The sequence below is a fragment of the Acidocella sp. C78 genome, from assembly GCF_907164655.1.
On the sequence record NZ_CAJQZK010000034.1, the window covers coordinates 10285 to 30940 of the forward strand.

Sequence of the window (20656 nt, forward strand, 5' to 3'; positions counted from 1 at the left end):
CGGCGGTTTAGCGCGTTCGGCCTAGATCGGCAAACCGTGTTCCCGCGCCCAGGCGGTGAGCGGATCGCGCAGCGAGGTGCCGGCGGCGCCGGCGCGGCGCAGCTCGCGCAGCACCGGGCGCAGGGTGGCGAGGTCGGCTTCGGCGAACAGCGCCTTGACCGGCAGGATCGCGGCGCCGGACATCGACAGCGTGTCGACCCCGATGGCGGCGAAGACCAGGGCATCGAGCGGGCGGCCGGCGGCCTCGCCGCAGATCGAAAAGCCCACCTCCTCCTCGGCGCAGGCGGCGGCGAGTCCCTCGATCAGTTCCAGCACCGGGGCGGAGAGCACGTCGTAGCGGCCGGCGAGCCGCGGCGTGCCGCGATCGGCGGCGAAGAGGAACTGCATCAGGTCGTTGGTGCCGAGGGAGACGAAATCGGCCTCGGCGAGCAGGCCGGGGAGCTGGAACAGCAGCGAGGGCACTTCGAGCATCGTGCCGATCTCGATGCGGCGGGGTTTTTCGTCGAGCCGGGCGGCCTCGGCTTCGAGCAGGTCGCGCGCGGTGCGGAATTCGGCGACGGTCGCCACCATCGGGAACATCACCGACAAATCGAGCCCGACCGCGCCCATCAGCAGGGCGCGCAGCTGCTTGCGCAGGATGGCCGGGCGGTCGAGCCCGACGCGCAGCGAGCGCCAGCCCATCGCCGGGTTCTCCACCTGGTCCTCGGCCTCGCCGGGAAGAAGCTTGTCGGCGCCAAGATCGAGGGTGCGGAAGACGACGCGCTTGCCGTCGGCGCGCTGGAGCACGCGGCGGTATTCGGCCGCCTGGGCGGCGACGCCGGGCACGCGGGCGGCGGCGAGGGCGGCGATCTCGGTGCGGTAGAGGCCGATGCCGTCGGCGCCGGTGCGGGTGAGCTGGTCGATCTCGAAGGCGAGGCCGACATTGAGCATCAGCGTGACCTCGGTGCCATCCTGGGTGCGGGCGGGACGGTCGCGGAAGACTGCGAGCTCGGCGGCGCGGGCGCCACGGGCGGCGAGGGCGCGATCATACAGCGCGGTGACCTCGGGATCGGGGCGGAGGATGAGGGCGCCGGATTCGGCATCGAGCAGCACGGGATCGCCCTGGCGGGCGGCCTCGGTGGCGCCGGCCTCGACGGCGATGGCGGGGATTTCCAGCGCCCGGGCGAGGATCGCGGCATGGCCGCCGGTGCTGGCCTCCTCGATCGCCACACCGGCGATGCCGCGCTGGTGCCAGTCGAGCAGTTCGGCCGGGCCGAGGCGGCGGCAGACCAGCACCATGCCGCTGGCATCATCGGGTTTGGCGGTGCCGGCGCCGAGGGCGGCGAGCATGCGCTCGATCATGTCCTCGATATCGGCGACGCGCTCGCGCAGATAGGGGTCGGCCACCTTGCGCATGCGCCGGCGCAGCTCGCTGCCGACCTGGTCGACCGCGGCCTCGGCGGTCAGGCCGTCATTGATCGCGGCGCGGACGCGCTCGAGCCAGCCAGTGCCCTGGGAAATCAGGCGATAGGCTTCCAGCACCTCGCGGGTGGCGTGGCCGGAGGGCAGATGCTCGGAGACAAGATTGTCGAGCGAGGTTTCGGCATCGGCCATCGCCTGGTCGAGCCGGGCGAGTTCCGCGGCAGTGTCTTCCGCGAGGACGTGACGAGGGCCGGGCGAACGGCCGAAGGGCAGGACGGTGCCACGAACGATCCCCGGCGCGAGCGGATGGCCGGAATAGCGCCGGGCCAGCGCGTCGCCGAAGCCGGCGGCGGCGATATCCGCCGCACCCTGGCTGGCGAGGATCTCGCCAATCAGCATGGCGATGGTCGAGATCGTCTCGACCTCCAGCGGGGTGTAGACGCGGGGGTCGGAATGCTGCACCGCGATGACGCCGAGGGTGCGGCCGGCGCGGCGGATCGGCACCGCGAGCATCGAGGCGTAGCGTTCCTCGCCGGTTTCGGGGCGATAGGCGAATTCGGGGTGGTTCTGCGCGTCCGGCAGGTTGAGCGCCTCGCCCTTGGCGGCGGCGAGGCCGATGATGCCCTCGCCGACGCGCACCCGCGTGTGGCCGACCGCGGCGATGCGCAGCCCGTGGGTGGCGGCCAGTTCGAGCATTTCGCCGGCGCGGGCGACATAGACCGAGCAGACCTCGACGGCGAGTTCGGCGGCGATCAGCTCGACCAGCTCGGCCAGGCTGGAATTGCCGGAACTCAGCCTGTCGCGCAGCTTCGCGAACAGCCGCCGCGAGGCGGCGAGCGGAACGTTGCGTGGGCGGGGCGCGCCCTTAGGCCGCTTCGATCGAGGCATCCGGCTGGCGGAGGGTGGCGCGGGCGGCGAGGGCGGCATCGGCCTGGGCGATCAGCTCGGCGATGATATCGGCAACCGGCTGGATCGCGGTGACCATGCCGACCGACTGGCCGGCCATCACCGAGCCCTGCTCGACATCGCCTTCGACCACCGCGCGGCGGAGGGCGCCGGCCCAGAAATGCTCGATCGAGAGCTGGGCCTGCTCGCGGTCCAGCTCGCCGGCCTGGAAGCGGCGGATGGTTTCGGCCTGGTGCTCGATGAAGCGGGCCGTGCCCGCATTGGCAAGGCCGCGCACCGGAATGACCGGGAAGCGGGCGTCGAGCTGGATCGAGGGGATCGCGTCGCGCGCGTTGGCCTTGAGGAAGGCCGCCTTGAAATTGGCGTGGGCGATGCTTTCGGCGGAGGCGGCGAAGCGGGTGCCGAGCTGCACGCCGGCGGCGCCCATTTCGAGAAAGGCGAGGATCGCCTCGCCGCGGCCGATGCCGCCGGCGACGAAAACCGGAACCTCGGTGATGACGGGCAGGATTTCCTGCGCCAGCACGGCCAGCGAGACCGGGCCGATATGGCCGCCAGCCTCGGAGCCCTCGATCACCAGGGCGTCGGCGCCGCTGCGGATGAGGCGCTTGGCGAGCACCAGAGCGGGGGCGAAGCAGACGAGTTTCGCGCCGCCGTCCTTCACCGCGCGGACCGCGGCGGAGGAGGGCAGGCCACCGGCGAGGACGACATGGCCCACGCCGTGGCGGACGCAGACGGCGATCAGCTCCAGCAGCTGCGGGTGCATGGTGATCAGGTTGACGCCGAAGGGTTTCGTCGTGAGCGCCTTGGTCGCGGCGATCTCGGTGTCCAGCAGTTCGGGCTCATCGAGCCGCAGGCGATGACGCCGAAGCCGCCGGCATTGGAGATGGCGGAGACGAGGTGGCGCTCGCTGACCCAGCTCATCGCGCCGCCCATGATGGCGGTCTCGGTGCCGAGGAAATCGCGGCCGCGGGCCCAGAGCGGATCGAGCGCGCTCACGCGACGTCGAGCCCGTAGGCGGTGTGCAGGGCGCGGACGGCAAGCTCGGTGTATTCGGCGTCGATCAGCACGCTGACCTTGATCTCGCTGGTGGAGATCACCTGGATGTTGATGCCGCGGCAGCGAGCGAGCGGAACATGGTGCCGGCGACGCCCGCATGGCTGCGCATGCCGACGCCGACGACGGAGATCTTGGCGACGTCCGGGTCGGTCGCGAGTTCGGCGAAGCCGATCTCGTCGCGCTTCTCGTCGAGCACGAGGCGGGCGCGGGGCAGCTCGGTCTTGTTGAGGGTGAAGGTCATGTCCGTGGTGCCGTCGGCGGAGACGTTCTGCACGATCATGTCGACATTGATGCCGGCCTCGGCGAGCGGGCCGAACACCGAGGCGGCGACGCCGGGCGGTCGGGCACGCGGCGCACGGTGACCTTGGCCTCGTCACGCGAATAGGCGATGCCGGCGACGATTTCCTGTTCCACGATTTCATCCTCATCAACGACCAGCGTTCCCGGCGCATCCGTGAAGCTGGAGAGAACCTGCACCCGCACCCGCTCCTTCATCGCGAGTTCGACGGAACGGGTCTGGAGTACTTTTGCACCAACCGAGGCCAGCTCCAACATCTCCTCATAGGCGATGGCCGGCAGCTTGCGGCCTTGGGGACGATGCGCGGGTCGGTGGTGTAGACGCCGTCGACATCGGTGTAGATGTCGCAGCGGTCGGCCTTGACCGCGGCGGCGACGGCGACGGCGGAGGTGTCCGACCCGCCGCGGCCGAGGGTGGTGATCCGGTTGTCCGGCCCGATGCCCTGGAAGCCGGCGATCACCGGGACCTGGCCCATCTGCATGCGGCGGATCAGCTCGGCGCCGTCGATCGCGTCGATCCGCGCCTTGCCGTGCTGGCCGTCGGTGCGGATGGGGATCTGCCAGCCGGTCCAGGAGCGGGCATCGACGCCGATGGTCTGCAGCGCGATCGCCAGCAGGCCGATGGTGACCTGCTCGCCGGTGGCGACCACCGTGTCGTATTCCCGCGCGTCATAGAGCGGGGAGAGTTCCTGGCACCAGGCGACGAGCTGGTTGGTGGCGCCGGCCATCGCCGAGGTGACGACGGCGACCTCGTGCCCCTCGTCCACCACGCGCTTGACGCGCGCGGCGACGTTGCGAATCCGGTCCAGATCGGCGACCGAAGTGCCGCCGAATTTCATCACGATGCGCGCCATTTGATCCGATCTTGCCGTGAAACTGGTATCGACGCGGGAGCGGCGCTTGCTGCCAACTCCCGGCAGGCTCACATAGCGAGAGCCCGGGAGAAGGGCAATGCGGGCTGGAGAGGATGTGAGCATGGATGACGGGCAGTCCGCCGGGCGGGCGGACGCGGCGGAGGTGCGGAAATTCGACGCGCTGGCGGCGCGCTGGTGGGACCGGCACGGACCGATGCGCGCGCTGCATGCGATGAACCCGGCGCGTAGCCGGTGGATCCTGGAGCACGTCGCCGCGGCGCGCGGCGACGTGACGGGGGTGGAACTGCTCGATGTCGGCTGTGGCGCGGGGCTGCTGGCGGAAAGCCTCGCACGGGCGGGATGCCGGGTGACGGCGATCGACGCCGCCGCCGAGGCGATCGCCGCGGCGCGGGCGCATGCGGCGGCGCAGGGGCTGGAGATCGACTATCGCGCGACGACGACGGATGAACTGGCGGCCGCCGGCGCGCGGTTCGATGTGGTGACGGCACTGGAGGTGATCGAGCACGTGCCGGACCCGCAAGGGTTTCTGGGCACGCTGGCAGGATTGCTGCGGCCGGGCGGCCTATTGTTCATATCGACCCTCAACAGAACGCCCCAATCAATTGTTTTTGCAAAATACGCTGCGGAGTATGTGTTGGGCTTGGCGCCGCCCGGCACGCATGACTGGCGGAAATTCATCACGCCGGGGAGTTGGCGGCGATGTGCCGCGCCGCCGGGCTGCGGCTGGCGGCGACGGCGGGGATGGTGCCGGCGCCGCTGGCCGGCGGGTTCCGCATCGCGCGGGATACAGGGATCAACTATATCGCGATGGCAGCGGCGCCGGGCTGACACCGCACGCCGGCTCGCCCCGGTGAAGGCGCGCCGAATGTTTTCGGTATGCTGATCGGTGCTTGTATGGTCTTATGCTCCATTGTCGCATGGCTCGTATGCGGCGCGATGGCGGAGGCGACCGATGGGCGAACGGGTGGCGAACGGGTCACGGGGCGAGGAGCGGCGGCCGCTTTCGGTCGGCATTCTCCTCACGCATGACTTCACGCTGTCGGCATTGTCGATGTTTGTCGACACGCTGCGGCTTGCCGCCGACGAATCGGATTTCTCACGGCCCATCCATTGCCGCTGGACGATCATGTCCGACAGCGCAGCGCCGATTCGCGCGAGCTGCGGGGTGCAGGTGCTGCCCGGCACACCGTTTCTCGACCCCGCCGGCTTCGACTACGTGGTGGCGATCGGCGGTTTGCTGACCAGTCTCAACCAGAACGCGGCACCGCTTTGCGCCTATCTCACCCGCGCCGCAGCTGCCGGAGTGAAGCTCGTTGGAATCTGCAACGGCAGTTTCCTGCTCTGCCAGGCCGGGTTGATGCAGGGGCGGCGCGTTTGCGTCAGCTGGCTGCATTACCAGGATTTCCGGGCGGCCTTTCCCGATCACGAGGTGACCGGCGACCGGCTGTTCGAGATCGACGGCGACCGGATTACCTGCGCCGGTGGCGCCGGCGCGGCGGATCTCGCGGCACTGCTGATCGAGCGGCATCTCGGCAGCAGGCTCGCGCAGAAGCCGCACCAGGTGCTGCAACTGGCGCGCACGCGCGGCGAGGAGGCGGTGCAACCGCATCCGCCGGTGGCGCATGACGTCGCCGACGGCCAGGTGCGCCGGGCGTTGCTGATGATGGAGCAGAACCTTTCCGACCCGGTACCGATCGCCATCATCGCCCGGCGGCTCGGCCTGTCGACGCGGCAGCTGGAGCGGCGCTTCGAATCGGCGCTCGGGCAGCGGCCCTCACTGCTCTACCGCACGCTGCGCCTGCGCTACGCACGCTGGCTGCTGGAGACGACCGACCGTTCGGTGACCGATATCGCGCTGGAGGCCGGCTTTGCCGACTGCGCGCACTTCTCCCGCCAGTTCAAGGCGTTGCATGGACTTTCACCCTCGCAGATGCGGCCGGGCGTGGCGACGCGCGGCACCAACAGCGGCAGCGGATCGGGACTCCATGCCGGGCCACGGCCATTCTGACGCGCGCATGTAAAAGGCGCATGGCCGCCATGCGGAAGACCTGCGAAATCGTTCTGGCGCGATGTCGCAAAAACCAAAGACGCTGCATCACCGAACCGTCACAGTCCGTCGCCGGGCACTGACCCTTATTGAAAGTGAACGTCATGGCGGATGTCGCTTCCCCCGCATTGCGCGACCTCGTGGCCCGGCGCCGCCGTGGCTTCATGCTGGAGCGGGAGTTCTATACCGATCCGGCGATTTTCCGCGCCGATCTCGAATATATTTTCAACCGGCACTGGATTTTCGTGGGCGTCGAGCCGGACGTGCCCGAGCCGGGTGACGTGATGACGCTGAAGATCGGCGATAACGAGATCCTGATCTGCCGCGACGACGATGGCGTGATCCACGCCATGCACAATGTCTGCCGGCACCGCGCCGCGCGGCTGGTTTCCACCGAGAAGGCGACGGTGGGGCGGCTGGTCTGCCCGTATCACGCCTGGACCTATGGGCTGGATGGCGCGCTCGTGCATGCCGATCACATGGGCGAGGATTTCGATCATTCCTGCCACGGACTGAAGAAAGTCCATCTCCGCTCGCTGGAAGGGCTGCTTTTCGTGTGCCTCGCCGCGGAACCGCCGGCGGATTTCGACGAGATGGCACGGATCGTCGGGCCCTATATCGCGCCGCACGACATCGCCAACTGCAAGGTGGCCCAGCAGATCGACCTGATCGAGGAGGGCAACTGGAAGCTGACGATGGAGAACAACCGTGAGTGCTATCACTGCGCGCTGAACCATCCGGAGCTGACCTCATCGATCTTCGAGTTCGGCTTCGGCTTCGATGCGCGTGAGGACGACCCGGCGCGCGCGGCCCTGCGGCGGAACTATGACGACATGGTCGCGCGCTCATGCAGCGCCTGGGCGGCGAGCGGGTTTCCCTCCGAGGAGATCGGCCGTCTCGACGACATGGTCTCGGGCTTCCGGATCGGCCGGATGCCGATGGACCGCGACGGCGAATCGCAGACGCTCGATACCAAGGTCGCCAGCCGGCTTCTGCTCGGCCGGGCGAAGGAGAAGCGGCTCGGCGATCTCTCGTTCCACACCCAGCCGAATTCGTGGCACCATTTCATGAGCGATCACGTCGTGACCTTCTCGGTGCTGCCGCTCTCGCCGGACCGCACGCTGCTGCGCACCAAGTGGCTGGTGCATCGCGACGCGATCCAGGGTGTGGATTACGACCTGGAAAACCTGATCCGGGTGTGGCGCGAGACCAATCTGCAGGATGGCGCGCTGGTCGGCCTCGCCCAGGCCGGGGCGGCGAGTGCCGGCTATGTGCCGGGCCCGTATTCGGCGGAAACCGAAGGCCAGGTCGAGGCGTTCGCCAACTGGTATATCGGCCGCATGGCGGCGCAGCTCGGGGCAGAGACGACCTGATGGCGATGACGCCGGCCGAGCGCTGCCGCGCCGCGCGCGATGGCAGCCTGTCCGCCTGGGATCCGGAGACCGACGACATTCTGGTCTGCGTCGACTCCCGGCTGGAGACGCATGATGTGCGGACCTTCACCTTCGTCAGCCGCACGCCGTCGCGCTTCAGCTACTGGCCGGGGCAGTTCCTCGTGTTCGATGTGCCGGTTGGCGGAGAGATCGTGCAGCGCTGCTACACGATCGCTTCCAGCCCGACCCGGCCGGACCAGATCTCGATCACGGTGAAGCGCAAGCCGGATGGCGCGGTCTCGACCTGGCTGCACGACAATCTGCGACCGGGGATGGACATCCGCGCGATCGGGCCGCTCGGGGATTTCAGCTTCGTCGCGACGCCGGGGGAAAAATACCTGTTCCTCTCGGGCGGTTCGGGGATCACGCCACTGATGTCGATGACGCGGGCGCACCAGGATCTGGCGCCAGACGCGGACATCGTGTTCATCCATTTCGCGCGGACGCCGGAGGACATCATCTTCCGCGACGAACTTGCCGTGATGGCGCGGCAGATGCCGAATTTGCGGGTGATTCCGGTGTGCGAGGCGGATGGCGCCGGCGGGCGCTGGGGCGGGCCGCGCGGGCGGGTGACGCCGCAGCTGCTCGCGCTGCTCGCGCCGGATTTCGCCGAACGCTGGATCTTCAATTGCGGGCCTCCGGTCTACATGCAGGTCGTGCGCGAGGGGCTCGTGGGCCTCGGTTATGACATGCGTTACTATTACGAGGAGAGCTTCGATTTTGGCGTGCCGCCGCCGGTCGAGGAAGTGCTCGCCGCGCAGGGGGCCGAGACCTTCGAGGTGACGTTCAGCAAATCCGGCCGGACGATCGGCGTCGCGCCGGGGCAACATATCCTCGCCGCCGCGCGGGAGGCCGGGATGCGGCTGCCCTCGTCCTGCACCAAGGGCGTGTGCGGCACCTGCAAGAGCAAGCTCGTCTCGGGACGGGTGGACATGAAGCACCAGGGCGGCATCCGCCAGCGCGAGATCGACCAGGACATGATCCTGATCTGCTGCTCGACACCGCTCACCGATCTCGTGATCGAACGCTGATGCCGCGGCCGCTGACCCCGGCGGCGCTGGCGCATTCGCGTATTCCGAAGCCCGGAGGCATTGCATGATCGCCCATGCCGAGGCGCTGTTTCGCCCGCTGACGATCCGCCGGACCACGTTCCGCAACCGGATCATGAGCACGAGCCACGCGCCGGGCTATGGCCGCGACGGGAAGCCGCAGGAGCGTTATCAGCTCTATCACGTGGAGAAGGCGAAGGGCGGCATCGGGCTGACGATGTTCGGCGGATCGTCCTCCGTCTCGCTCGACAGCCCGGCGGCCCCGTGGAACCAGATTTCGGTCGCGGATGACAGTGTCATTCCGTATTTGCAACAATTTTCCGATCGCGTGCACGCGCATGGCGCGGCGCTGATGATCCAGCTCACGCATATGGGGCGGCGGACGCGCTGGGATACCGAGAATTGGCTGCCGACGATTTCCGCCTCGCCGCGGCGGGAGCCGGCGAGCCGGTCGATCCCGCGGGAGATGGAGCAGGAGGATATCGACCGGGTGATCGCCGATTTCGCCGCGGCGGCGCGACGGGCGCGCGAGGGCGGGCTGGATGGCTGCGAGCTCTCGGCGGCGCACGGGCATCTGGTTGACCAGTTCTGGTCGCCCTCGGTCAATCACCGCGGCGACAGGTATGGCGGGTCGCTCGAGAACCGGATGCGCTTCGGCTTCGAGATTCTCGAGGCGATGCGGGCGGCGGCGGGGGATGATTTCCTGATCGGCATCCGCATGTCGGGCGACGAGATGCTGGCCGAGGGGCTGAGCCACGAGGATTGCGTCGCCATCGCCGAGGCGCATGCGCGGCGCGGGCTGGTCGATTTCATCAACGTGCTCGGCGGGCAGGCGCGGGACCATCTGGCGCATGCGGTCTCGCTGCCGAACATGTCGTTTCCGGTGGCCCCGTTCCTGCCGCTGGCCAGCGCGATCCGCCGCGAGGTGGAGGTGCCGGTGTTCCACGCGCAGCGGGTGACCGACCTTGCCACCGCCGCGCGCGCGGTGGCGGAGGGGCATGTCGACATGATCGCGATGACGCGGGCGCATATCGCCGACCCGCATCTCGCGCGCAAGCTGCAGGACGGGCGGGAGGACGATATCCGCCAGTGCGTCGGCGCCGGCTACTGCATCGACCGGATCTATACCGGGGCGGATGCGCTGTGCATCCAGAACGCCGCGACCGGGCGCGAGGCGACGATGCCGCATGTGATCGGCAAGGCGGCGCGGCGGCGGCGGGTCGTTGTCGTCGGCGGCGGGCCGGGCGGTCTGGAGGCGGCGCGGGTGAGTGCCGAGCGCGGCCACGAGGTGGTGCTGTTCGAGCGGGAGACGGCGCTCGGCGGGCAGATCAACATCGCCGCGAAGGCGGGATGGCGGGAGGCGCTGTCGGGCATTCCGCGCTGGCTTGGCGCGCAGGTGCGCAGGCTCGGCGTGGATCTGCGGCTCGGGGTGGCGGCGGATGCGGCTATGGTGCTGGCGGAGCGGCCGGACATCGTGATTCTCGCGACCGGCGGTGTGCCCAATCCGGGCTTCATGGAGGGGGCGGAGCTGGTGACGACGACCGCCGCGATCCTGCGCGACGGGATCGCGCTCGGCGGTTCGGTGCTGCTCTATGACGGGATGGGGCAGCACAACGCCGCCTCCTGCGCCGAGTTCCTCGCGAAGCGCGGCGCACTGGTGGAACTCGCGACCGGCGACCGGATGGCGGCCGAGGAGGTCGGCACCACCAACCAGCCGATCCATCTGCGCGAACTCTACCGCCATGACGTGATCATGACGCCGAATCTCGACCTGCTCGCGGTGCGGCGGGAGGAGAACCGGCTCGTCGCGGTGCTGCGCAACACGATGGATCTCGCCGAGGAGGAACGGGTGGTGGATCATGTCGTCGTCGATTTCGGCACGCTGCCGGATGACGCGCTGTATGATCCGCTGAAGGCGGGGTCGGTCAACCGGGGACGGATCGATGCCGGCGCGCTGGTGGCGGGGCGGGCGCAGCCCTGGCCGGAGGAAGGATACGCGCTGTATCGCATCGGCGATGCGGCGGCGGGGCGCAACATCCACGCCGCGATCTACGACGCGCTGCGCCTCTGCAAGGATTTCTGATGGCGGGGCTGTTCGTCCTGCTGGCCTGGCTGCTGCTGGCCGGGGTGATCGCGCAGGGGCTGCGTCTCGCCGCATCGTGGCGGCGGGGCGGGGCGGCGACGGTGGACTGGGCGCGCGGGCTGGCCGCGCTGCCGCGGCGCTATCTCGTGGACGTGCACGGCGTGGTGGCGCGGCGGGCGGCGGCGGCGCGGATGCACCAGGCGATCGCCGGGGGCTTGCTCGGCGGCACCGCTCTGGTGCTGCTCGGCATCATCCCGGCGCTGCGCGGCGCGGACATGCTGTGGCTGTTGGCCGCTTTCGGTTTCGGCTTCGCGATTTTCGGCGCTCGGCTGGTGGCGCGGCGGCGCCAGCCGGCGCTTCCGGCCTCGCTTTCCGGCGGGGCATTCCAGGGTCTGGCGCGGGATCTCGCCGCCTATGCGGCGGGCGGGTTCCTGGCCTCGCTCGGCATTCTGCTCGGGCTGTGGCTGCCGGCGCTGGCCGGGATCGGGCTTGCGGCCTGGGGCGGGGCGCGGCTGGTGGCGGGGATCGCGACCGGGCCGATGCGGCACGCGCTGGCCGGGGCGGTGCATCTCGCGGCGCATCCGCGGCCGGAGCGTTTCGTGGGAACGGCGGCGAGCTTGCTGTCGCCGGCGCAAAAATTCGGCGTGGCGGCGATTGGCGATTTCGCCTGGAACCGGCTGGCGGGGTTCGATGCCTGCATCCAGTGCGGGCGGTGCGAGGAGGCGTGCCCGGCCTTCGCCGCCGGGCAGAAGCTGAACCCGAAGGCGCTGATCCAGGACCTGGCGACGGCGCTGCATCCGGAGGCGCCGGCCTATGCCGGCTCGCCGCATCCGGGCATTTCGTCGCCGGGCCCGGTGCTGGGGCGGCTGCACGCGGAAACGCTGTTCGCCTGCACGACCTGCCGCGCCTGTGTCGCCGACTGCCCGATGATGATCGAGCATGTGGATGCTGTGGTCGATCTGCGGCGGCATCTGACACTCGCGGAAGGTGGCGCGCCGGGCAAGGCGGACCAGGTGCTTTCGGAACTGCGCTACGCGTTCAATCCCGGCGGGTTCGAGTCCGGGCGGCGGCTCGATTTCGCGGCCGGCGGGCTGCGCGAGCTGGGCGAGGGCGAGAGCGCCGACATCCTGCTCTGGCTCGGCGACGGGGCGTTCGATGCCCGCTATGGGCGGACGCTGCGGGCGCTGGTGGCGATCATGCGGGCGGCGGGGCTGGATTTCGCGGTGCTGGGGGAAGCGGAGCGCGATTGCGGCGACCTTGCCCGGCGGCTTGGCGACGAGGCGGGGTTCGAGCGGCTCGCGCGCGCCAATGTCGCAACGCTGGCGACAAGGCGGTTCGTGCGGATCGTCACCGCCGATCCGCACGCGCTGCATGTGCTGCGGCAGGAATATCCGGCGTTCGGCGGGCTCTACACGGTTCAGCACCATACGGCGCTGATCGACGAGCTGATCGGTACTGGCGCGATCCGACCGGAGGCGGCATCCGGCGGGACGGTGACCTATCACGACCCGTGCTATCTCGGCCGCTATAACGGCGAGTATGACGCGCCGCGGCGGGTGCTGGGGCGAATCGGCCTGGCGGTAAGCGAGATGGAGCGGCATGGCGCGGCCTCGTTCTGCTGCGGCGGCGGGGGCGGCGCGCCGGTTTCGGACATCGCGGGCGTGCGGCGAATTCCCGATCTGCGGATGGCGCAGGCGCGGGAGACCGGGGCGGACATCGTCGCCGTGGCGTGCCCGGGCTGCACGGCGATGCTGGAAGGGGTGACGGGCCCGCGGCCCGAGGTGCGCGACATTGCCGAGCTGGTGCACGCGGCGATGGAAGCGGTGCCGGTGGAGGCGCGGGCGTGAGCGCGAGGCGGCGCGATCCCCGGGCCGAGCGCGCGGCGGTGGTGGTGGCCGAGGCGCCGCGCCGGCGGATCGACCGGACGCATCGCGGCGGGGTGGTCGCGCATTGTGCCGCGGTGGCGCCGACGGCGGCGCAGGTCGTGACGATCGCGGACCCGGCCTATCTGGTGTTCGCCGTGGCCGAGATGGCGGGCGGTGTGCTGTCGCGCCATGACCGGCAGGTGCTGGGGGCGGCGCGACTGCTCGATGGCGGCGGCGCGGCGGCGGTGGTGCTGCTGGCGCCGAGCCTGCCGGAGGACGCGGGTGCGGCGGGGGCGGACCGGGTGATGGTGCTGCCGGAGCGGGACGATCCGGCCTCGCTGGCGGCATCGGTCGCCGCCGCGATCGGCGCGCATCGGCCGCGCCATGTGGTGTTCGCCGAGAGCGCGGATGGCGGGGATCTGGCGCGGCGGGTGGCCGCACTCTGCGACGAGGCGCTGTTCGATGCGGTCGAGAGCCTGTCGGCGCGGCAGGCGATCCGCCCGGCTGCCGCGGGGCGGGCGGAATGGCGGGCGGCGCCGCCGCGCCTGCTGAGCATCGCGGCCAACCGCATCGCGCCCTGGCGCGGGGCGGCGCATGCGGCCGAGCCGGTCGATCTGCCGGCCGATCCGGCGATGGATGCGGCGATGGCGGTGCGGCTGTCGCCCCTGCCGCTGGAGGCGGCGACGGTGCGGCTGGACGAGGCGGGATTTGTCATCGCGGCGGGAAACGGGGTGACCGATCTCGCGGGGTTTCTCGATCTCGCGCGCGCGCTCGGGGCGACGCCGGGAGCGAGCCGGGTGGTGTGCGACGCCGGCGCGTTGCCGCGGGCGATGCAGGTCGGCGCCTCCGGAACCGTTCTCAACGCCGACTGCTACGTGGCGTTCGGGATTTCCGGCGCGCCGCAGCATCTGCAGGGGATCGGCACGGTGGACCATGTGGTCGCGGTGAATACCGACCTGCACGCGGCGATGATCGCGCGGGCGGACCTCGCGGTGGTGGCGGATGCGCAGGCGGTGCTGCCGGCGCTGCTCGCGCTTCTGGGAGCCGAGGCATGAGGATCGTCGTGCTGCTCTCGGCGGGGCGGCATCCGGCCACGGGTGACCCCTGCCCGGTGCCGGTAGAGTTGCAGGCGATCGCGCTGGCGCGCCGCATTGCCGGGGCGGGCGGCGCAGTCGAGGGGTTGCATGCCGGTGGGCGCGACGCGGCGGTGCTGGACGCGCTCGGGCACGGGATCGATGGGCTGACGCTGGTCGGGGCCGGGGCGGCGGACGATCCGCTCGGCGCGCTGGTGGCGGCGCTTGAGGGAAGGATGCCGGTCCTGATCCTCGCGGGGCGGCGCGGCCGGGGTGGCGCGGATGGCGGGCTGCTGCCCTATCGGCTGGCGCGTGCGCTGGGATGGCCGATCGTCGCCGATGCGATCGCGGCCGAATTTGCGGGCGGCGAAACGAGGGTGACGCAGGCGCTGCCGCGCGGCGGGCGACGGGCGGCCACGGTGCGCGGGGCGGCGGTGATCACCGTGCATCCGGCCGCACCGGCGCCACTGCCCTATGTGCATCGCGCGCGGCTGGCGGGCCGGGTGAGCGAGGCGGCGGGACCGGCGCTGATTTCGGCGCTGGCGCCGGAAGGAATCGAAATCCGGCCCTATCGGGCGCGGCCGAAGCTGATCGGCGATGTCGGCGGCGGCGGTTCGGCCGAGGCGCGGTTGCAGGCGGTGAGCGAGACGCGGGATGCCGGCGGACGGGTGATGCGGCACCCGTCGCCCGACGAGGCGGCGGTGGCGATCCTTGATTTCGTGGCGCGGTTCAGGCCCCGCAAGGCCTGACGCATCCGGTCAGATCACCCCCTAGGTTCTGGACTCAACTGATCCAAGATGTGACGGCGAGGACGAGGCAGATACCTGCGAGGAAATTTCGTGCGGTTTTGTCGTAGCGTGTGGCGATGGCGCGCCAGTCCTTGAGCCTGCAGAAGGCGCGTTCGATGAGATTGCGCTTTCTGTAGGCGACGGGGTCGAAGGGCGGAATGGCGCGGCGGTTGGGCATGGGCGAGATCACGGGCCTGGTGCCTTGGCGGGTGAGGAAGGCGCGCAGGTCATCGGCGTCGTAGGCTTTGTCGGCGATCAGCTCTTCTGGTGGCGGTATTGTGGGCAGAAGCGCCCTGGCGCCGCTGATGTCGGAGGCCTGTCCCGGCGTCAGGAGGAGTGCGGCGATGCGTCCCTGCTCATCCGCGACGGCGTGGATCTTGGTCGTCCGTCCACCCCTCGACCGGCCGATAGCCTGGCTTTGCGCCCCCCTTTACCGCCCGCGGCCGCGCGATGTGCCCGAACCGAGGTGCTGTCCACCATGGCGATGCGCGGCGGATACGCGCAGGCGACCAGGGCCGCAAAGATCTCCTGCCAGAGGCCACGCTGGCTCCAGCGGTTGAACCGGTTGAACACCGTGGTTCGTGGCCCATAGGCCTCAGGAAGCGCTCGCCATCGCAAGCCCTCGCGAAAGCGATGCAGGATGCCGCTCAGCACCCGGCGGTCATCAACCCGAGGCTTGCCGCCAAGCTTCGGCAGCAATGGTTCGATCGCAGCCCATTGCGTGTCGTTCAGCCAGAAAAGTTCCGCCATGTTCCAAGTCCTCCAAACAGACTTGAATCAGACGCTCCGTAGTCATGGCAATAGGTACAGAACCTAGAGCACTTTCCGATCCATCCGGATCGGATGCAGTGCTCTATGATAATGATATTCAGAGCATCTTTATCCGATCAGATGATTCCATCTGATCGGATGATGCTCTAGGCGCCGGGAAAGCATTGATCGGGATATTATTGATCGGGATATTCTCGGCCGATGGTCGCGAGAAGGCCCCAGAGATAGGGGGCAAATGAGCGCCAGACCTCGATGTGGAAGCGAGTATCCGCGGTGCGCCAGAGCACGATATCGGCCTTGCCGAACAGGGTGCGGGTGGCCATGCCGACGGGGAAGGCGGCGAGGTCGAGATCGAGCGGGCAGAGGGCGTTGAGCATCGCCGTGCAGTCCGGCCCCTCGATCGAGACGCCGAGCTGGCGGTGGGAGATGTCGGCCAGCGCGTGGTCGCGCGGCGTGAGAACCGCGGCGAGGGCGGCTTCGAACGCCTCCCAGGTGTCGGCGACCGGGGCGATGAGCAGGAATTCGTCCGGGCCGAGGCGGATCGCGGTGCGGGAGCCGGACTCGGTGGCGCGGTTCATCCCGAGGGTGAGATCGACCTCCAGCGCCGCGCCGGCGGCCTCGATGGCCTCCGGTTTCAGGCGCAGCGAGACGCGCGTGGCGCGCGGCATCTCGCGCATCCGGGAATCGCCGATGCGCCCGGCGAGCGGGGAGGCGAGGCGGGTCTGCATCAGGTCAGCCATCGAGCCTGGCTCCTTCACGATCGTAGAACACCGGATCGGTGAGGCGGACCGGGATCGCACGGTCCGAGAGTTTCACGTGAAACGTTTCGCCGATGCGGTCGCGCCCGCGCGCACCAGAGCGAGGGCGATGGAGCGGCCGAGCGTTTCGCTCCAGTAGGCGGAGGTGACGTGGCCGAGAATCTCGGCGGGCGGCGGCCGGTCGGGGTCGGTGACGAGATGGGCGCCTTCCTCGAGCACGACATCGCCGGGCTCGGTGAACAGGCCGACGAGCTGCTTGCGCCCGGTCTGGCCGGCGAAGGCGGCGCGGTCGAGCGCGCGCTTGCCGACGAAATCGGGCTTCGCCTTGCCGATCGCCCAGGCGAGGCCGACATCGTCGGGCGTTGCCGTGCCGTCGGTTTCCTGGCCGACGATGATGTAGCCCTTCTCGGCGCGCAGCACGTGCATCGTCTCGGTGCCGTAGGCGGTGACGTCGTGCCGGCGGCCGGCATCGAACACCGCCTCCCAGACGGCGCGGCCGTAATCGGCGGGAACGTTGATCTCGAAGCCGAGCTCGCCGGTGAAGCTGACGCGGAACAGCCGGGCCGGGATGCCGGCGACGCGGCATTCGACCATGCTCATGTGCGGCATGGCGGCGCCGGAGATGTCCGCCCCCTCGACCAGCGGGGCGATCACGTCGCGGGCGCGGGGGCCCTGGACGGCGATGACCGCGTATTGCTCGGTGGTGGAGGTGAGCCAGACATCGAGTTCGGGGAACTCGGTCTGCAGGTAGTCCTCCATCATGGCGAGCACGCGCGGGGCGCCGCCGGTGGTGGTGGTAACGTGGAAGCGGGTGTCGGACAGGCGGCCGATGACGCCGTCGTCGACCACGAACCCGTCCTCGCGCAGCAGCACGCCGTAGCGCAGGCGGCCGGGTTTCAGCTTCGTCCAGGCGTTGACGTACATGCGGTTGAGGAATTCGGCGGCGTCCGGCCCCACGATCTCGATCTTGCCGAGGGTCGAGGCGTCGAAGATGCCGACGCTGGCGCGCACGGCGCGGCATTCGCGGGCGACGGCGCGGTGCATCGTCTCGCCTCGCGCGGGAAGTAGCGGGCGCGCTTCCAGGTGCCGACATCCTCGAACACCGCGCCCTGTTCCTCGGCCCAGTCATGGATCGGGGTGTGACGCTCGGGCTCGAACAGCGCGCCGCGCGCGTAGCCGGCGAAATAGCCGAAGGGCACCGGCGTGTAGGGCATGCGGAAGGTGGTGGTGCCGATCTCGGGGATCGGGCGGCCGAGTTCGGCGGACATAATGCCGAGCGCGTTCATGTTGGAGAGCTTGCCCTGGTCGGTCGCCATGCCGTTGGTGGTGTAGCGCTTGACGTGCTCGACCGAGCGGAAGCCCTCGCGCAGGGCGAGCGAGATGTCCTTCGCGGTGACGTCGTTCTGGAAGTCGATGAAGGCGCGCACCGCGCCGGGGTTGCGGCCGTGCGGCGTGGCGCCGAGGAAGCCGCCGGTGGCGGCGGGGGCGTTGGCGACCGCGATCGCCATGGCGGGCGGGGCGGTGAAGCCGGCGGCGGTGGCGGCCGCCTCGCCGGCGGCGCGGCCGGAGGCGAGGGCGTCGGCCAGCGAGGTGGTGCCGGCGGCGGCACCGGCGGCGCGGCAGGCCTCGGCCGGCTCGCCGGGGATGAAGGCGTCGAGCGCAGGATCGAAGCGGAGCTTGCCGCGGCTCTGCGAGAAGAGATGCACGCTCGGGGTGAAGCCGCCGGACATCAGCACGAGGTCGCAGGAGAGGCGCTCGCCGGCACCGCCGTCGCGCCGCGCGATGGTGGCCGCGGTGACGCGCAGCCGCCCCTCGGTGCCGGTGAGGGTGCAGCCGGGGCGGATCGGCAGGCCGGCAGCACGCGCGGCCTCGACCAGTTCGCCGGACGGATCGGGCCGGAGATCGGCGATCGCGGCGATGCGGGCGCCGGCGCGATGCAGGGCGAGGGCGGCGGCATAGGCGGAATCATGCGCGGTGAAGACGACGGCGTTGCGGCCCGGCAGCACGCCGTAGCGGGTGACGTAGGTGCGCGCGGCGTCGGCCAGCATGATGCCGGGGCGGTCGTTGTCGGGGAAGGCGAGGGGGCGCTCGATGGCGCCGGTGGCGATCACCACCTCGCGGGCGCGGACCTGCCAGAGCCGGCCGCGGGGCTGGGTGTCGTCGGGTTCGCCGAGATGATCGGTGAGATCCTGGGCGAGGCCGATCATGTTGTGCGGGAAATAGCCGAAGGCGATGGTGCGCGGCAGGATGGTGACCTGGCCGGCGGCCTGCAGCCAGCTCAGCCGGGTGGCGAGGAAGCTGGCGACGTCGGCGCCGTCGAGCGTCGCGTCGGTCTCGGCCAGAAGGGCGCCACCGGGTTCGGCCTGTTCGTCGCACAGGATCACCCGCGCGCCGGAGGAGGCGGCGGCCAGGGCGGCCTCGATGCCGGCGGGGCCGGCGCCGACCACCAGCACGTCGCAATGGGCGTAGCGCTGGGCGTAGCAGGCGGCGTCCGCGATCTCCGGGGCGCGGCCGAGGCCGGCCATGGCGCGGATGCGCGGCTCGAACACCCGTGTCCATGCCGTCTTCGGCCACATGAACGTCTTGTAGTAGAAACCGGCGGGGATGAATTTCCAGAACAGGTCGGTGAGGCCGCCGACGTCGCGTTCGAGCGAGGGGAAGCGGTTCTGGCTTTCGGCGACCAGGCCGTCATGCAGGACGACCTGGGTGGCGCGCAGGTTGGGAGTGTAGTGCCCCTCGTCGCGGCCGACGCCGACCAGGGCGTTCGGCTCCTCGGCGCCGGCGGTCAGGATGCCGCGCGGGCGGTGATACTTGAAGGAGCGGCCGACCAGATGGACGCCGTTGGCGAGCAGGGCGGAGGCCAGCGTGTCGCCCGGATGGCCGGCATAGGCGCGGCCGTCGAAGCGGAAGGCGAGGGTGCGGGAGCGGTCGATCCGCCCGCCCTCGGCAAGCCGGAAGCTCTGGCTCATCGTGCGGCTCCGCGGTCGATCATGTCGGTATAGGTGTTGCGGCGGAGGTTGAAGAAGCGGCCGCAGCCATGGGCGTGGCGCCAGCGTTCCTCGAACTCGCCGCGGGCGTTGCGGCGGATGTAGAGATAGTCGGTCCACGAAGCGTCATCGACGGCGCGCGGGTCGGCGGCGCGGACGCGATGGGCCTCGCCGCCATAGGCGAACTCGATTTCCGGACGCTCGCCGCAATGCGGGCAGGGGATCAGCAGCATGGCGGGGCTCCTCAGTGCGCGACCGCGGCGGCGGCGGCCTCGTCGATCAGCCGCCCCTCGGCGAAGCGCTCGAGGCTGAAGGGGGCGTTGATCGGGTGCGGCTCGTCGCGGGCGATGGTGTGGGCGAAGAGATCGGCGGAGCCGGGCGTGGCCTTGAAGCCGCCGGTGCCCCAGCCGCAATTGACGTAAAGGCCGGGGATCGGCGTTTTGGCGATGATCGGCGAGCGGTCCGGCGTGACGTCGACGATGCCGCCCCAGTTGCGCAGCATGCGCATGCGGCGGAACATCGGGAACAGCTCGCAGATCGCCTCCAGCGTGTGCATCGAGATGTGCAGCGCGCCGCGCTGGCTGTAGGAGATGTAGGCATCGGTGCCGGCGCCGATGACCAGCTCGCCTTGTCGGACTGGCTGATATACGCGTGGATCGTGTTCGACATGACGACGCAGGGAAAGCACGGCTTCACCGGCTCGGAGACCAGCGCCTGCAGCGGGAAGCTTTCGAGCGGCATGCGCAGCCCGGCCATCGCCATCACCACCGAAGTATTGCCGGCGGCAACCACGCCGATGCGCCTGGTTGCAATCGCACCGCGCGTGGTCTGCACGCCGCTGACGCGGCCTGCGGCGTCGCGGTCGATGCCGGTGACCTCGCAGTTCTGGATGATGTCGACACCGATTGCGCTGGCGGCGCGGGCATAGCCCCAGGCGACGGCATCGTGCCGCGCCGTGCCGCCGCGCCGTTGCAGCGCGCCGCCGGTGACCGCATGGCGCATGCCGGGGGCGATGTTCAGCGGCGGGCAGAAGGCCTTCGCCTGTTTCGGGGGTGAGCCATTCATTGTCGACGCCGTTGAGGCGGTTGGCGTGGACATGGCGGCGGAAGACCTGTTCGTCGTGCACGTTGTGGGCGAGCATCAGCACGCCGCGCTGCGAGAACATGACGTTGTAGTTCAGCTCGGCCGACAGGCCTTCCCAGAGTTTCAGCGCGTGATCGTAGAGCGCTGCACTCTCGTCGAACAGGTAGTTCGAGCGGATGATGGT

10 protein-coding genes and 6 pseudogenes are annotated in these 20656 nt (G+C 70.1%); 8 read left to right on the top strand and 8 right to left on the bottom strand.

Annotated features, from left to right (window positions below; genetic code table 11):
- Nucleotides 1-21 precede the first annotated feature (21 nt).
- The 3 genes and pseudogenes from ACIDOCELLA78_RS000000111435 to ACIDOCELLA78_RS000000111445 all read right to left on the bottom strand — a co-directional run bounded on the left by ACIDOCELLA78_RS000000111435 (nt 22) and on the right by ACIDOCELLA78_RS000000111445 (nt 4514).
- A complete protein-coding gene (locus tag ACIDOCELLA78_RS000000111435) occupies nt 22-2328 on the bottom strand; it encodes a putative PEP-binding protein (protein WP_249676701.1) in 2307 nt (768 codons plus the stop codon).
- Nucleotides 2267-3303 (bottom strand): annotated as a pseudogene (locus tag ACIDOCELLA78_RS000000111440) (NAD(P)H-dependent flavin oxidoreductase). Before ACIDOCELLA78_RS000000111440 ends, ACIDOCELLA78_RS000000111435 begins: the two are co-directional and overlap by 62 nt.
- Nucleotides 3300-4514: pseudogene (locus ACIDOCELLA78_RS000000111445) on the bottom strand (aspartate kinase). The pseudogenes ACIDOCELLA78_RS000000111440 and ACIDOCELLA78_RS000000111445 overlap by 4 nt, the downstream one beginning before the upstream one ends.
- A gap of 97 nt (nt 4515-4611) precedes the next feature.
- On the opposite strand from ACIDOCELLA78_RS000000111445, the pseudogene ubiG reads away from it, so the two are divergent.
- From ubiG to ACIDOCELLA78_RS000000111485, 8 genes and pseudogenes are all read left to right on the top strand, one after another.
- A pseudogene (gene ubiG, locus ACIDOCELLA78_RS000000111450) lies at nt 4612-5363 on the top strand (bifunctional 2-polyprenyl-6-hydroxyphenol methylase/3-demethylubiquinol 3-O-methyltransferase UbiG).
- A gap of 124 nt (nt 5364-5487) precedes the next feature.
- Nucleotides 5488-6543, top strand: a complete 1056-nt coding sequence (locus ACIDOCELLA78_RS000000111455) for a GlxA family transcriptional regulator (protein WP_201729666.1) — start codon at nt 5488-5490, stop codon at nt 6541-6543.
- A 143-nt stretch (nt 6544-6686) separates the two neighbouring features.
- The gene (locus tag ACIDOCELLA78_RS000000111460) at nt 6687-7955 is read left to right on the top strand and encodes an SRPBCC family protein (RefSeq protein ID WP_201729676.1); all 1269 of its coding nucleotides are present in this window, start codon (nt 6687-6689) and stop codon (nt 7953-7955) included.
- Nucleotides 7955-9046, top strand: coding sequence for a hybrid-cluster NAD(P)-dependent oxidoreductase (locus tag ACIDOCELLA78_RS000000111465; RefSeq protein WP_201729667.1), 1092 nt, complete (start codon nt 7955-7957; stop codon nt 9044-9046). The genes ACIDOCELLA78_RS000000111460 and ACIDOCELLA78_RS000000111465 overlap by 1 nt, the downstream gene beginning before the upstream one ends.
- A gap of 64 nt (nt 9047-9110) precedes the next feature.
- Nucleotides 9111-11147 (top strand): NADH:flavin oxidoreductase, encoded by a 2037-nt coding sequence (locus ACIDOCELLA78_RS000000111470; protein ID WP_201729668.1) that lies wholly within the window; start codon nt 9111-9113, stop codon nt 11145-11147.
- Nucleotides 11147-12994: a DUF3483 domain-containing protein gene (locus tag ACIDOCELLA78_RS000000111475; protein ID WP_201729669.1), complete on the top strand. Its 1848-nt coding sequence runs from the start codon at nt 11147-11149 to the stop codon at nt 12992-12994. The genes ACIDOCELLA78_RS000000111470 and ACIDOCELLA78_RS000000111475 overlap by 1 nt, the downstream gene beginning before the upstream one ends.
- Nucleotides 12991-14067, top strand: a complete 1077-nt coding sequence (locus ACIDOCELLA78_RS000000111480) for an electron transfer flavoprotein subunit alpha/FixB family protein (RefSeq protein ID WP_201729670.1) — start codon at nt 12991-12993, stop codon at nt 14065-14067. Before ACIDOCELLA78_RS000000111475 ends, ACIDOCELLA78_RS000000111480 begins: the two co-directional genes overlap by 4 nt.
- A complete protein-coding gene (locus ACIDOCELLA78_RS000000111485; RefSeq protein ID WP_201729671.1) occupies nt 14064-14834 on the top strand; it encodes an electron transfer flavoprotein subunit beta in 771 nt (256 codons plus the stop codon). Before ACIDOCELLA78_RS000000111480 ends, ACIDOCELLA78_RS000000111485 begins: the two co-directional genes overlap by 4 nt.
- A gap of 34 nt (nt 14835-14868) precedes the next feature.
- Here the strand turns inward: ACIDOCELLA78_RS000000111485 and ACIDOCELLA78_RS000000111490 are convergent.
- From ACIDOCELLA78_RS000000111490 to ACIDOCELLA78_RS000000111510, 5 genes and pseudogenes are all read right to left on the bottom strand, one after another.
- A pseudogene (locus ACIDOCELLA78_RS000000111490) lies at nt 14869-15623 on the bottom strand (IS5 family transposase).
- Between the two features lie 197 nt (nt 15624-15820).
- Nucleotides 15821-16384, bottom strand: a complete 564-nt coding sequence (locus ACIDOCELLA78_RS000000111495) for a sarcosine oxidase subunit gamma (RefSeq protein WP_201729672.1) — start codon at nt 16382-16384, stop codon at nt 15821-15823.
- Nucleotides 16377-19371: pseudogene (locus tag ACIDOCELLA78_RS000000111500) on the bottom strand (sarcosine oxidase subunit alpha family protein). Before ACIDOCELLA78_RS000000111500 ends, ACIDOCELLA78_RS000000111495 begins: the two are co-directional and overlap by 8 nt.
- Nucleotides 19368-19622 (bottom strand): sarcosine oxidase subunit delta, encoded by a 255-nt coding sequence (locus ACIDOCELLA78_RS000000111505; RefSeq protein ID WP_201729673.1) that lies wholly within the window; start codon nt 19620-19622, stop codon nt 19368-19370. Before ACIDOCELLA78_RS000000111505 ends, ACIDOCELLA78_RS000000111500 begins: the two are co-directional and overlap by 4 nt.
- 11 nt (nt 19623-19633) lie before the next feature.
- Nucleotides 19634-20656 (bottom strand): annotated as a pseudogene (locus ACIDOCELLA78_RS000000111510) (sarcosine oxidase subunit beta family protein); the annotation flags it as partial.